Raw genomic sequence first — 14,917 nt, 5'->3', positions numbered from 1 at the left:
TGCAGATTCTCAAACCAGCTCAGGAAATCTTATAATGGGTTTAAAAATTATAAAGTTTATATTTTTTGGCAACTATTTTATAGGTTTACTGGCCGTAGCTTTGACTATAGAGTCTACTTTACAGTTAAAAGTCCCTTTTAATTCCCTGAATTATTATGTATTGTTGTTCCTTGCGCCAATCGTCTATTATACTTATGCGTATATGGGGGCAACCAATAGTCAGCAAACACAAAATCCAAGAACAGCCTGGTATGCAGCACATCGTGGTTTTGTCCGGTTAAGTCAGCTTGTGCTGAGTATGGTTTGCGGCGGACTGATTTTTTATATGATTGTCAGTAATTTTGAGGCTATTTTAAATTTGCCTCTGGCCTACTGGATGGTTGTAGGTATGATCGTAGCTATGGCTGTTTTATATTATGGTTTAGTACCTATGTTTTTCTTTAACCTCAATTTACGGAATACAGGCTGGCTGAAACCCTTCATTATAGGTTTTGTATGGGCGGCTACTGCAAATTTATTACCATTGATCTTACTGAAGATAGAAGCTGGTACTGATGTAGCCAGAACGACGCTCTGGTATTTTCTTTTTGTAAAGAACTGGATGTTCTGTACGGTCAATGCGATCATGTTCGATATGAAGGATTATGCGATTGATTCCAACAATCAGCTGAAGACTTTTGTGGTCAGAATAGGACTTAAAAAAACAATATTCTTTGTACTGATTCCACTTTTAATAACCGGAATTGTATCCTTACTGGTTTTTGCCAATATTGAACATTTTCCCGGATCAAGAATTATATTTAACCTGATTCCTTTTGTGCTCACTGCACTGGTTGCTTATTCTATGAACAGCAGAAAGAAAATATTTTATTATCTTATCGTTATTGATGGGCTGATCATGGTGAAGGCCATTTGTGGCATTATTGCAATGCAGTTTATTTAGTTTGCTTTTTAAAAGACCAGAATGAAGAATAATTATGACAGTATAGCGGATTATTATGATGTACTGAGCAGAATGGTCTTTTTTCGTGCACAGGTGAAAGCACAGATTCAGCAGTTAGCGGCCATTCCCGCGAACAGTACTATTTTAATTGCAGGCGGGGGAACTGGCTGGATATTGGAAGAAATAGCTAAAGTTCATTCCTCTGGATTAAAGATCACTTATGTCGAAATTTCGTCCAAAATGCTCGGACGTTCAAAAAAAAGAGAGGTAAAGGGAAATACGGTAGAGTATGTCCACGCGGCTATGGAAGATTTTAAACCTTCAGGATTTTATGATGTACTGATTACTGCTTTCTTTTTTGATAATTTTTCTGCGGATAATGTCGGGCTGATCTTTAAACAGCTTAATGCTTTGCTTAAGCCTGGTGGAATATGGCTTTTTGCTGATTTTTATTATACGGAGAAATCAGGAAAGAGGTGGCAGTTGTTATTGTTAAAGTCTATGTATTTGTTTTTCAGCAAGATTTCATCCGTAGAAGCAAAAACGTTGATTAATACAGAACATTTTTTCGAAGAACAGTCTTATGCCATCGTAAAAATCAATTTTTATTATGGTAGTTTTATTAAAGCTGTTATTTATCAGAAATCTGGTCGGATTATCCCGGTTTTGTAAGATTGTAAGTCAGCTTATTGTCATATAAGCATAGTTTTAGTCAGATTTTCCTGAAATTACCCGCTTATCTCCCCTTAAATGCCTTTAATTCATTCCTGATCGCCTTGAATAAGCGATTTTAAGCCTAATTGTTTGAATTTAATAAGTATTGATTTGAACTGAATATTTTCATTTGATGTTCTAACATATACTTTTGCTATGTACAATAAACACAAAGTAGAATAACGATTTAATTTAACCTCAGTCTAATGCCCCGAATATCATTTTCTACCCTTCTTTTTTCCTCTTTCCTGTGTACTGCTGTAACTACTGAAGCCCAAACCCTGAATATGAAGGATGCGGTTCATACAGCAATTACCAATTATGGAACTATAAGGGCAAAAAGCAATTATGTGAGTGCCTCGAAACAATCAGTTGAACAGGCCAGAAGGGAATATCTCCCAAATTTAACGCTTGCTGCACAGCAAGATTATGGAACAATTAATGGTCAGAACGGACCGCTTTCTGCTTTAGGCGGATTAAGCACGGCTTCGTCTGGCCCGGCACTTGCCCGGCAAAATTGGAATGCTGCTTTTGGAGCGCTTTATCTCAGTAATATAAACTGGGATTTCTTCAGCTTCGGAAGAATCCGTGAAAAGATCAAAGTTTCAAAAGAAATCCTTAAGCGGGATGAAAATGATCTGAATCAGGAAATATTCCAGCATGAGGTGCGGGTATCTGCTGCTTACCTGAATTTGCTTGCAGCTCAGCGACTGACTAAATCTCAGCAGAAAAATCTGGAAAGAGCTGTAGTTTTTAAAAATAATGCAGCGCTGCGCGCAAAAAATGGACTGATTGCCGGAGTAGATTCTTCGTTAGCTGCGGCTGAAGTTTCAAATGCTAAAATTTCACTCACCAAAGCAGTTGATCTGGAGCAGGAACAGGCGAATAAACTAGGTGTTTTAATGTCGGTTACTGCTACTGGTTTTAAGGTAGACACTGCATTTATCAATCATGTTCCGCAGTCAATTTTATTAACGGATACCAATGTGAATTTCAAAGCACATCCGCTTTTGAAATTTTACAAGAACAGAATAGAGGTTAGCAATCAACAATTGAATTATTATAAGAGGTTAGCTTACCCGACTTTTTCTTTCATCGGGATACTACAGGGCAAGGGTTCGGGATTTGAAACTAACTATCCGAATGACCTGAATGCTTATTCACATAGTTATGGTGATGGGGTTAATCCAACCCGGGGCAATTATTTATTCGGTGTTGGCGTAACGTGGAACTTAACGACGATCCTGCGTAATGCGCCGCAGGTCAAAGCACAGCGTTATATTTCCAGCGGCCTGCAAAATGAATATGAACTGGTTGATCAGCAATTACATGCGCAACTGGCCATTGCTGAAACCAAGATTAAAAATGCAATGGACAATTATAACGAAGCTCCTGTGCAGGTTAAGGCAGCGAGTGAGGCATATTTACAGAAAAGTACTTTGTATAAGAATGGATTGACAACGATTGTTGATTTAACACAGGCACTTTATGCGCTGAACAGGGCAGAGACTGACCGTGATATTGCTTATACCAATGTATGGCAGGCCTTATTACTGAAATCGGCCGCAATGGGTGATTATAATCTATTTATTAACGAATTTTAAGCTGCTACCCAGATATGAATTTAATACGTTTTGCATTGCGAAAACCCATTTCAATAATGGTGTTTGTTGCCGGTTTACTTTTTTTTGGTATCAGTGCCATGACCAGTATCAAGGTCGATATTTTACCTCAGATGAATTTGCCGGTTATCTATATCGCCCACCCGTTTGGGGGATATACACCTACTCAAATGGAGTCTTATTTTGCTAAAAACTATGTCAATGTCCTGCTCTTTGCGAATGGTATAAAGAGTATTGAAACTAAAAATACACAGGGCCTGATGCTGATGAAGCTGACCTATTATGAGGGAACGAATATGGCACAGGCGGCCTCAGAACTGAGTGCCCTGTCTAACCGTGCCCAGGCGATCTTTCCCCCCGGGTCCCAGCCCCCCTTTATTATCAGGTTTGATGCTTCATCATTACCTATCGGACAACTGGTATTAAGCAGTCCGACCCGCAGTAACAATGAATTGCAGGATTTAGCGAATACCTATGTCCGTGCTTCTTTTACTGCTATTCCAGGTTTACTGGCGCCGGCACCTTTTGGAGGTAGTCCGCGTACGGTAGAGATTAATGTGAATCCAGGTTTAATGCGGTCGCATAACCTGACTGTAGAGCAGATTGTAAGTGCTATCAGTACCAATAACCAGACGGCTCCTTCGGGAAATGTGCGTATAGGGGATAAAAACTATATTACACCAACCAATTATACGATTAAGGAAATTAAAGATTTTGAGAATATCCCCTTGTTTAAAGGAGGAGTACAGAATCTTTACTTACGTGATGTTGCCAGTGTAAAAGATGGAGCGGATATAACCAACGGTTATGCATTGATTAATGGTAAACGCTCTGTTTATCTGAGTATTGCCAAGTCGGGAGATGCTTCTACATGGGATGTGGTCAAGAATCTGAAAGCTAATTTGCCGAAAATTCAAAATACATTACCTGAGGATGTTAAGTTGTCTTATGAGTTTGACCAGTCTGTATCAGTGATCAATGCCGTAGAAAGTTTAATCAGTGAGGGTGCAATAGGAGCTATCCTGACAGGATTAATGGTCTTGTTATTTTTAGGAGATAAAAGAGCTGCATTAATCGTTATTCTGACCATTCCAACTTCAATTATTGCGGGTGTATTGTTCCTGAAATTATTTGGACAGACTATTAATATTATGTCGCTTTCGGGGCTGGCACTGGCCATTGGTATCCTGGTGGATGAGTCTACGGTAACTATAGAGAATATTCACCAGCATTTTGACATGGGTAAACCTAAAGCACTGGCAATATGGGATGCTTGTAAGGAGATTGCTTTTCCTAAGTTACTGATCTTATTGTGTATCCTTGCTGTATTTGCACCTGCTTTTACAATGACAGGTATACCAGGAGCCTTGTTTTTACCTTTAGCACTGGCTATTGGATTCTCCATGATCATTTCTTTCCTTTTGTCTCAAACTTTTGTACCTATTCTGGCCAACTGGTTAATGGTGGCGCATCCCCATCAGCATGCCAAAACTAATCCTGCAATTACTGATGAGGAGGATGCTTTTAATCAAACGGGTTTAACATTGGAATCTGAACAGGAAACGCTGAATCAGAAAAAAGTTCTGGTAGAGCGTGAGACTTATGATAAAGGTGGAAAAGTGACCTTATTTGATCGGTTCAGAAACAGGTTTATGCGTTTTATTGACCGTTTATTCCTGATCCGTAAGCCGGTTGTGATCATCTACCTGATCGTTATTATCGGTTCTGCAATTTTAATGTTATCAAATATTGGCCGTGATGTATTGCCTAAAGTGAATTCAAGCCAGTTTCAACTCAGGATGCGTGCTCCAGATGGCACACGTATAGAAAGAACAGAAGAAAAGGCAAATATGATTCTGAAAGTCCTGAAAAAACTGGTAGGGCCTGAGCATGTGGGAATTACTTCTGTTTATGTTGGACAGCACCCTGCACTTTTCTCTGTGAATCCAATCTATTTATTTATGGGTGGACCTCATGAAGCTGTTTTCCAGATCGCATTGAAAGATTACCATGTGAATATGGATGAGCTGAAAGATAAGCTGCGTGATGAAGTCAAAAAAGAGATTCCTGATGTCAAGTTATCATTTGAACCTATCGAATTAACTGATAAAGTGTTAAGTCAGGGTTCTCCAACTCCGGTTGAAGTCAGGGTTGCTGGTAAAAACAAGAAGATAAACGAGGCATACGCAAATAAAATTGTCTCTGAATTAAAGAAAATCAATTATATGAGAGATGTGCAGATTGCACAACCGATTAAATATCCTTCTTTAAATATTAATATTGACAGGGTACGTGCGGCTCAGCTCGGAATTGATTTGAGTGATATCTCGAAATCACTGGTAGCCTCAACTTCTTCTTCCCGTTATACGGATAAAAATAACTGGGTAGATGAGAAGGTTGGTTTATCTTATGGTGTTCAGGTACAGGTTCCTTTAAACCAGATGAACAGTAAGGATGATCTTGGTGAAATTCCGCTGCTTAAAAACAGCAGCAGGCCTGTGTTAAGTGATGTGGCTACGATTAAAGCTGATACTACTTATGGTGAAAATGATAACCTTGGAGCTACGCCATACTTATCTGTAACTGCCAATCTGAATGATAAAGATTTAGGATCAGCCAATAAAGATGTGACTCTGGCGATCAAAAACCTGGGTGAACTGCCAAGGGGAGTTGTGGTAGAACAGATTGGTCTGGGAAAAGTGCTGGATGATACGCTCAGTAGTTTGCAGACTGGTTTATTAGTGGCTATTGTTGTGATTTTCTTAATGTTATCAGCTAACTTCCAGTCATTCAGGGTACCACTTGTTATTTTGGCCACAGTTCCGGCTGTAATATTAGGATCGTTATTGTTATTGAAATTAACAGGCTCTACGCTTAATTTACAGTCTTATATGGGCATAATTATGTCTGTAGGAGTGTCTATTGCCAATGCGGTACTTTTGATTACGAATGCAGAAGAGTTAAGAAAGCATAATGGGAATGCACTGGAATCTGCCAGGGAAGCAGCAGGACTACGTTTACGTCCAATCATTATGACCAGTGTGGCGATGGTAGCGGGTATGTTACCAATGGCTATCGGTCATGGGGAGGGTGGAGACCAGGTATCTCCACTTGGAAGAGCAGTAATCGGAGGATTGATTGCTTCTACTTTCGCTGTATTAATTATCTTGCCTATGGTATTTGCATGGGTACAGGGTAAAGTTTCCACGCAGTCCTTGTCATTAGATCCCGAAGATGAAGAAAGTGCACATTTTATTAAAGGATTACATGAAGGTAAATAATAATCAGGTGTTGAACACCTTAAATATAACTAAGAACAGATACATAGCATCTCATATAATGAACAAACAAATATTCCGCCGGACTTCCTTTTTTTTTAGCAGTATGGTATTGGCAGCTTTGCTGAGCAGTTGTCACCACGAAGAGAAAAAAGAAAATAAAGCTGCTGATCAAAAAGCTGAGCTCAAGACTTTTGTTCTGAGCAAAGAAAAAATGGCGACTTCACTGAAAATGCCTGGTGAGCTGATTGCTTATCAACAGGTAGATCTCTATGCTAAGGTGAGTAGTTTTGTAAGAACACTAAAGGCAGATATTGGGTCTGAGGTTAAGCAGGGGCAATTGTTAATGACTTTGGAAGCGCCAGAACTCACTTCGCAGCTTGCTGCTGCTGAATCTCGTCTAAAGTCTCAGGAAGCTGTTTATACAGCCAGTAAAGCGAATTATGAGCGTTTGTTTGAAACCAGTAAAACTCCCGGAACAATTTCCAAAAATGATCTGGATCAGGCTATTGCTAAAAGAAATTCAGATCTTGCTCAGTTTAATGCAGCAAAAGCTGCTTATAAAGAAGTAGGCTCTATTCAGAATTACCTGGAAATCCGTGCGCCTTTTGATGGGGTAATTTCTTCGAGAAATGTGAATCTCGGGGCTTATGTCGGGCCTTCAGGAAAAGGCTCTGAATTTCCGTTATTCACTTTACAACAACAGAAACATTTGCGTCTGGCAATCTCTATCCCCGAATTATATACGGGTTATCTTAAAGCAGGGGATGCAGTAACTTTTACTGTGAAATCACAACCAGATTTGTTGTTCACTGCTCAAGTAAAAAGGTTATCTGGTGCGCTGGATCAGCGTTTACGTTCAGAAAGAGTAGAGATGGATGTCCCTAATTTGCTGAAACAGCTTTTACCAGGAATGGTAGCAGATGTTTCCATCCCTTTGCCAGCAAATGCCAGCACTTTTACTGTTCCCAAAACGGCTCTGGTTGAAAGTGCAGAAGGCATATATGTAATTCGTGCGCATGCTGGGAAAGCAGAAAAGGTAACAGTTAAAAAGGGACGTGAAACGGATGACAGGGTAGAGATTTTTGGCGATATTAAAGAAGGGGATGTACTGGTTAGTCAGGCTAATGAAGAAATTCATCCCGGAGATGTTATCAAACCATAATTTTACACAAAAAATATAGGGACATCTTAAAATTTATGCAATTTTAATGCGTGAAAAAAAGTATGTCCCTTCAGGAGTTTTATGAGATGTTTGCTGTTAACCGACCAGATATCACTATTCCAAATACAATACTTGATGCACATACCGGACATTTTAATGTGTTTAAAAGGTTCGGTTACTGCACCTTAAATCCTTCCCCTTATAACAGGAGGGATTTTTATAAGATTGCTTATATCATTGGAAAAGGAGTGCTCCATTATCCAAATCAGGAGATAGAAATTGATGGTTGTGCGTTGATGATCACCAATCAGACTGTCCCATATTCCTGGCAGTCAACTTCTGAATTCCAATCGGGTTATTTCTGTGTGTTTACCGAAAATTTTATGCGCCAGCGTACAGAGCCGTTAAAGAATTCTCTGCTGGCCAGAATACAGGATAATCCTGTATTCTATATTAATAAGGAACAGCAGGGGCATGTGTCCAGAATCTTTGAAAAAATGATAGTAGAAATGGAGAGTGATTATACTTATAAGTATGATCTGATCCGTAATTATATCAATCTTCTTATTCATGAGGCGATGAAAATGCAGCCTTCTGAAGCGCATGTTAAATCAAATAATGCTTCTTCCCGCATTGCATCTTTGTTTTTTGAATTGCTGGAAAGACAGTTTCCTATTTATTCTCCTGAGCATGTACTACAACTTCGTACAGCGAATGATTTTGCCGAACGCTTATCTATCCATGTGAACCACCTGAATCATGCGGTGAAGGAAGTAACTGGTAAAACTACTTCTGAGCATATCTCAGGGCGTATTGCAAATGAAGCCATTGCTTTGCTAAAGCATACGGAATGGAATATTTCAGAAATAGGCTATTGCCTGGGTTTTGAATACCCCGCAAACTTCAATCTTTTCTTTAAGCGCCAGACTATGGCCGCGCCAAAGTCATTCCGGGAGAAAATAATTGGTTTAAGTTAGTGTGGTTTCGCTGCGGCCTTTAACTATGCTTTTGTTTATAACGTATCTTTTTGATTTTTTTTAGGTAATGATCATGAATTGGTATGATTTTTAACATACATTAACATCTTAATTGAGAAACATTTGGTTAATTAGAGTGATGGTATGATATACAGATAGTTGTCATATTAATACACGCTGATCAGTGTATGATTAAGCAGTTATTTGCATAAATATTAATAAAAAGACTTAGGCCAGGCGTTTTAGATTATGATTGATATCCAGAAGAAGTCTTTTTGTGTACTGACTGTACTTGTTTTTCTTTTTACACTCCAGGCTGCGGCCCAGCGTACCGTAATTTCGGGAGCTATAACAAATGCGAAGGACAGGACTCCTATCCCTTATGTTACAGTTTTGTTTAAGGGCACTAAAATAATGGCCAGAACTGATATCGATGGGAAATATGAAATCAGCACGGCTGAACCTTATACCCAGCTACAGGTTGAATATGTAGGTTTCAAAACACGTTTCTTTCCTGTGGTTGCTGGTCAGGCACAGGTGTTGAATATCAAACTTCAGGAAGAGTCACAAAATCTCAATGAGGTCACAATCAGCTCTAATAAAAAGGCTCCTTATAAGAATAAGGGTAATCCGGCTGTTGAACTGATCAGGAAAGTAATCGAGCATAAGTCTATGAACAGACTGGAAAGTGCTAATGAAGTGGAGTATCAGCAGTATGACTGGATGCAGTTTTCACTCAGTAACTTATCAGAGAAATTCAAGAATAAAAAACTTTTCCGTAAATATCAGTTCTTGTTTGATCAGCAGGATTCATCCGAAATAGGGGGCAAGAATATTTTACCTATTTATCTTCGAGAACGTCTTTCTCAGAATTATTACCGTAAAAACCCAGAGAAAAAAAAGGTAATTATGCTGGCGGACAAGCATGTGAATTTTGATAACGGGCTTGTTGATAATAATGCTATTGGTAATTATTTCGAAAGAATGTATGCGGATGTAAATATTTATGATAACAATATCATTTTTACAAACAGCCAGTTTCTGAGTCCTATTGCCGATGGTGCACCTACATTTTATAAGTTTTTTATCACAGATACGATAAAGACTGCCAAGCCTAATTTAATTGAGCTTTCTTTCGTTCCACGTAATAAAAATGCATTATTGTTCGAAGGAAAGATTTATATCACCATGGATGGGAAGTATGCTGTTCAGAACGCTTTATTGAAAACTGGTAAAGGTGTGAACATAAATTTCGTCCGGGCTATGGAAGTGAAGCTGAATTTTGAGCAGGATTCCCTGGGCAAATTCTACCTGAGTAAAAGTCATTTGTTAGTGGACTTTGGTTTGGGAAGTGACGGAGGAAGAGGCTTTAAAGGGGAAAGGACTGTGGTGATTAAAGACTATAAGACGAATGTAGTACAGCCGGATGCGATTTATAAAGGGGAAAGCCTGGTTGTAGTTCCGGAAGCAGAGCGCAGATCTGATCAGTTCTGGGCAAATAACCGCCTGGATACTTTAGCGAAAGAAAAGATCAAAATTTACCGCAATATGGATAGCCTTGGTCAAATGAAATCTTTTAAGCGTTTGATGGATGTCGCTTCTATTCTTTTTATCGGTTATAAAAAATATGGAAAGACTGAGGTTGGTCCTATCTATAGTTTTTATAGTTTCAATAGCCTGGAGGGCTTCAGGCTGAGGTTTGGAGGCCGGACGACTACAGGCTTCAGTAAAAGATTTTATTTCGATACTTACGCCGCTTATGGTTTTAAGGATGAAAAAATGAAAGGCTATCTGAGTGCTGCTTATGCTTTTAATAATAAGTCTATTTATACTTTTCCACAAAGTTTTATCAGAGCAAGTTTCCAGCGTGATGTTGATATTCCGGGAGATGGCGCTAAAAATATAATTCCGGAGGATAATTTTATTGCTTCTTTTAAACGTGGTGAAAGCAATCAGTTCTTATATAGTGATTATTACAGGGTTAATTATATGCAGGAATACAGTAATCACTTTTCTTTTAACCTTGGGTTTAAGAAATGGGCGCAAACTCCTGCGGGATCATTGATTTTCGCAAGTTATGCAGATAATAAAGCGGTATTGACTGATCGGGTTATCAGTTCTGAATTAAGCCTGGATCTTCGTTATGCACCTTTTGAGAAGTTTTATCAGGGTAAAACTTTCCGGGAGCGTATCATCGAAAAATATCCGGTATTTAACCTGAATTATTCCAGAGGAATAAAAGGATTATTTGGAGGACAATACAATTATCATAATGTGATGGGCAGTATTGATAAGCGTTTCTATTTTTCACAGTTCGGACGTTCAGATGTACGATTGGAAGGTGGTTATATAGCGGGTAAAGTCCCTTTTCCATTACTGGATATCCATAGGGCAAATCAAAGTTATTCTTACCAGATATATGCTTATAACCTGATGAATTTCATGGAATTTGTAAGTGATCATTATGTGAGTTTGAATATTGATCATAATTTCAATGGATTGATATTAAATAGGATCCCATTGATCAAAAAGCTGAAATTAAGAGAGTATATTACTTTCAAAGGTTTATATGGTGGTTTAAGAAAAGAAAATGATCCGAATCAGGATGCATCTTTATTACAATTTCCTGTAAATGGTGAGGGGGTAAAAACTACTTATTCATTGGGGAAATTACCTTATATAGAAGGAAGTATAGGAATCGGGAATATTTTTAAAGTGGTGCGTCTTGATTTAGTGAGAAGATTCAATTACCTGGATAATCCTGGTATTTCTAAATATGGGTTAAGGGCAAAGGTTCAGTTTGAGTTCTAGAAGGCTTCGTTAATTCCTACAAAGACACCGTTTGATCCATTACCAAAGCCGTAATCAAGGCATAGATTAGTTCTGGTATGTTTGTTGAATAAAATCCGTAATCCGGCTCCTCCACCTGCTTCCCAATAGTCGAATAAATGTGTGCGAAACTGGTTGTTCGCAGTTTGCATGTTGAAAAATGTTACGCCACTAATTAATTTATTCGCTGTAATGGGGAATCTGTATTCCAGTTCATTATAAAAATAAGAGGGGCCTTTAAAGCGGGCGATGGTATAACCGCGGCCAAGACGCTGATAGGTATCACTTCCTGTTCCTGGTAATTCTAAATAGGGGATTTTTCCTTTTAACAGATAAGAGCCCCATAGCCAGAAGGCAAGAACGTGTTCAGGATTCTTTTTGGATAGTGACCAGTATTTCCTCAATTCTGTTTTTAACTGTGTGGCATTCTGGTCGCTGCCCAGCCATTTTCTGTTTGATCTGAGCGATAGATTGATATAAACTCCTTTGTAGGCGCGAAAGGGTTGGTCACGTGTATCGTATTGCAGATTCACTGATAATCCGCTGGCTGTATATCCGTAAGTAGGGAACCCATTTTTAACACTATAGAAATGGTTCCTGGTTCTTGAACTGGCTGAGTTCGCACGTTCGTCGTCAATATTTGTATAATAATTAAAAGCCAGGCCTGCTCCGGCATAAAAGTGGTCAAATATCTTGCGGTATATGTTTTCATATAACTTGACATAAGTATACTTGATCGGAGATATTCCGGGGTCATCTTTACCTGTGCCGATCCCATGGTCAAGGACAACGGTTTTTCCAAATTCCCAGCTTCCGTCCAGATACCATTGGTTGGCTTCAGAATAGACGTTATGTTTTAATTGTATCAGGGCAAGCTGGTTCGTGGAAACCGCTCCGAAAGCATCAAAAATTGATATTGTTGTTGTTTTAGGATTGCCGAATATCTTAGTGACCGAAACATCTGCCCCAAACATGAAGCCTGTACTCGGGGTATATCCTATGGTTGGAAGTATGGCCAGACTGCTGGTCTTTTTAAAAGTAGTATCCGTTTTTGTATTTTTCTTAAACAATATTCTGAAAATATCGTTTACATCCTGTTGGGCAACAGTATCCTTTACAGGCGCTTTTTCCTGCGCAAACACCGCACAGGAAGTACTCAGAAAAAAGAATAAAGCGATCCGGAAATAAAAAAACATATATTTTTTAAAATTACAAAGAATATCTTCAATCTTGTCAATACTGTCTCATAAAATTTATTACTTTTAATCATGTTGATTCAACGTGCCGATCTTCCTGTAGCCATTTTATTGATTACAGCTGGATATTTCAGTGTCTGTTTCCGAAAACTAACAGTAGGGGCTGCAGTGACAGGTATACTATGCGGAATGCTTATTTTTCTCGGAATTGGTTATGCTGGGCTGGCTTTTCTGACCTCATTTTTCTTATTGGGTACATTAGCTACAGCCTGGGGGAGGAAAGCAAAAGTAAAGCTGGATAAGCCAGGGGATGCTGTACAAAGAAAGCCAGGACAGGTGCTGGCCAATGCCGGAACAGCAACTTTACTTTCTTTTACAGCGATAGTTTTTCCTGAATATAAAGAGGTATTATTAGTCATGATTGCTGGAAGTTTTGCTTCCGCTACGGCAGATACGTTATCTTCAGAGTTGGGTGTCTTATACGGAAAAAGCTTTTATAATTGCCTGAGCTGGAGAAAAGATACGAAAGGACTGGACGGTGTGATCAGTTTGGAAGGTACATTAATTGGTATAACAGGAGCAGGTGTAATTGCATTAATTTACTGGCTGTTTACCGGCAGCGCTGAACAGCTGTTAATTCTGGTTTTTGCCGGTTTTGCCGGTAATTTTTCAGATTCGGTAATGGGCGCAGGCCTGGAACGCCGTAATTTTCTGAGTAATGATGGGGTAAATTTTCTAAGTACGTTGTTTGCCGCAAGCATAACTCTATTATTAATCAGTGTTTTCTGATAGTTTTAATTTTTTTGATCGTCAAATGAAATATTTATATTGGAGAATATTGAAAAAGCCCCTTAAAATTAACTAAAATTGTCAGTATAAAATAAGGAGTTGGCTCGGGTTGTTAATCTTCGTTGCAAAAAGAGGAATAAAAGAAGGGATCGGTACGAATATAAGCCCCCTGAGAATTGAAATAGCAGATTATGAAACAAATATTGAAGATAGGACTGGATTCCGCAGCACCTTTTCCTTTACACAGCGATTATAATTCATCTGTATTTGAAGGATTTGAGGTAGACATGATCCGGGCAGTTGCTGAAGTTTTGAACCTTGAACTACATTATGAGGTATCACTATGGAAAACTATCCTCGAGAAATTATATAAAGGTGAGCTGGATATGATTTGTTCAGCAGTAACGATGACCAGTTCCAGGCAGATGATCCTGGAATTCAGTAAACCTTATCTGCAATTTCAGCTATGTGCAGTAGTTAATGGTGGAGACGGGCTGACTGATCTGGATAGTTTTAAAAATAAAAAAATTGGAATCAGAACAGCCACAGAGGCGGAGAAATACGTGATGGCCCAGTTTCCGGGCAATACTACTGTTCATACGGACACGAATGATGAACTGTATAAAAAACTCCTTGCGCATAAAATTGATGTGCTGATAGACGATTCACCAATTGTAGGTGGGTTTCTTGCGAAGCATCCAAAATTACAGATTGGTATGTTTATGCCAGGAACTGATTCTGAATATGCTATAGCTATGAAAAAGGGTGACCTTGCACTGAAGCATCAGATTAATGAAACTCTTGAGTTGCTAAGACGCAATGGTGTTTATGATTCGATTCATGATAAGTGGTTTAATCGTATTAAACTTGTCTGAATATCATCTTCTCAGTAATTAATTGTAATTTTGTCTACTAATTATCGTTTTTAGGGCTGTAAGATTTGTAACGTGGATAAGAAAAAACATAAGGATAAAAAGCATTCTAAATCCAAAAAGAAAAAAGAATGCTGTGAAAAGTATAAGAAAGGTAAGCGTTGTGATAATTGTCCTTTAGGATAGTTTCATTTCAGTCTTTTATAGTCTTTGTAGCATCCTGTATAATTTCAATTAAACGGGGGTTGTCATCGTTATATGCCTCGCTCAACCACATATATTTACCGATTTCTGTATCGTAAATTGCAACACCGGGACCATGCTCAGGCCCGAGTTCGCTAAAATATTTATGACAGGCTACTATAGATCCTAATCTACAGTACCAGTCCTGATCTAGTTTGTAATTGATGTTGATTGCTAAGTATCTCATATTATAAACTTAATCAGTGCCTTTACGCTCTTCAAGAAAATTATATAAAATGGCTGATATGTTATATATTAAACCTGCTGCGGCAAACAAAATGGCTTTTTG

The 14,917-nt window shown here is 38.6% G+C and carries 11 protein-coding genes; 9 read left to right on the top strand and 2 right to left on the bottom strand.

Features of this window, described 5'->3' with window-relative positions; genetic code table 11:
* Positions 1-34: 34 nt before the first annotated feature.
* From AB3G38_RS08315 to AB3G38_RS08285, 7 genes are all read left to right on the top strand, one after another.
* Positions 35-943, top strand: a complete 909-nt coding sequence (locus AB3G38_RS08315; RefSeq protein WP_367868031.1) for a hypothetical protein — start codon at positions 35-37, stop codon at positions 941-943.
* Between the two features lie 21 nt (positions 944-964).
* Entirely contained in the window at positions 965-1,615 is a 651-nt protein-coding gene (locus AB3G38_RS08310; RefSeq protein WP_367868030.1) for a class I SAM-dependent methyltransferase, read from the top strand.
* Between the two features lie 248 nt (positions 1,616-1,863).
* Positions 1,864-3,261, top strand: a complete 1,398-nt coding sequence (locus AB3G38_RS08305; protein ID WP_367868029.1) for a TolC family protein — start codon at positions 1,864-1,866, stop codon at positions 3,259-3,261.
* Positions 3,262-3,275: 14 nt separating this feature from the next.
* The gene (locus AB3G38_RS08300; protein WP_367868028.1) at positions 3,276-6,560 is read left to right on the top strand and encodes an efflux RND transporter permease subunit; all 3,285 of its coding nucleotides are present in this window, start codon (positions 3,276-3,278) and stop codon (positions 6,558-6,560) included.
* A gap of 58 nt (positions 6,561-6,618) precedes the next feature.
* Entirely contained in the window at positions 6,619-7,722 is a 1,104-nt protein-coding gene (locus AB3G38_RS08295; protein ID WP_367868027.1) for an efflux RND transporter periplasmic adaptor subunit, read from the top strand.
* A gap of 50 nt (positions 7,723-7,772) precedes the next feature.
* Positions 7,773-8,699 (top strand): helix-turn-helix domain-containing protein, encoded by a 927-nt coding sequence (locus AB3G38_RS08290; protein WP_367868026.1) that lies wholly within the window; start codon positions 7,773-7,775, stop codon positions 8,697-8,699.
* 249 nt (positions 8,700-8,948) lie between these two features.
* On the top strand, positions 8,949-11,510 hold the full coding sequence (locus AB3G38_RS08285) for a DUF5686 family protein (protein ID WP_367868025.1): 2,562 nt from the start codon (positions 8,949-8,951) through the stop codon (positions 11,508-11,510).
* On the opposite strand, the gene AB3G38_RS08280 is transcribed toward AB3G38_RS08285, so the two are convergent.
* Positions 11,507-12,724 carry a BamA/TamA family outer membrane protein gene (locus AB3G38_RS08280; RefSeq protein ID WP_367868024.1) on the bottom strand — a complete coding sequence of 406 codons (1,218 nt, stop codon included), beginning with the start codon at positions 12,722-12,724 and terminating at the stop codon, positions 11,507-11,509. The two genes, AB3G38_RS08285 and AB3G38_RS08280, sit on opposite strands and share 4 nt — an antisense overlap.
* Positions 12,725-12,796: 72 nt before the next feature.
* Between AB3G38_RS08280 and AB3G38_RS08275 the strand changes: the two genes are divergently transcribed.
* Both AB3G38_RS08275 and AB3G38_RS08270 read left to right on the top strand, forming a co-directional pair.
* Positions 12,797-13,513 carry a TIGR00297 family protein gene (locus tag AB3G38_RS08275; RefSeq protein ID WP_367868023.1) on the top strand — a complete coding sequence of 239 codons (717 nt, stop codon included), beginning with the start codon at positions 12,797-12,799 and terminating at the stop codon, positions 13,511-13,513.
* A gap of 191 nt (positions 13,514-13,704) precedes the next feature.
* Entirely contained in the window at positions 13,705-14,388 is a 684-nt protein-coding gene (locus tag AB3G38_RS08270) for a substrate-binding periplasmic protein (protein ID WP_367868022.1), read from the top strand.
* A 190-nt stretch (positions 14,389-14,578) separates the two neighbouring features.
* Here the strand turns inward: AB3G38_RS08270 and AB3G38_RS08265 are convergent, their stop codons facing one another.
* A complete protein-coding gene (locus AB3G38_RS08265) occupies positions 14,579-14,815 on the bottom strand; it encodes a hypothetical protein (protein WP_367868021.1) in 237 nt (78 codons plus the stop codon).
* Between the last annotated feature and the right edge of the window lie 102 nt (positions 14,816-14,917).

This window comes from Pedobacter sp. WC2423 (genome assembly GCF_040822065.1).
Lineage (GTDB): Bacteria > Bacteroidota > Bacteroidia > Sphingobacteriales > Sphingobacteriaceae > Pedobacter.
Note: the sequence above shows the minus strand (reverse complement) of the source record. Positions and strands in the feature narration are given on the sequence as shown.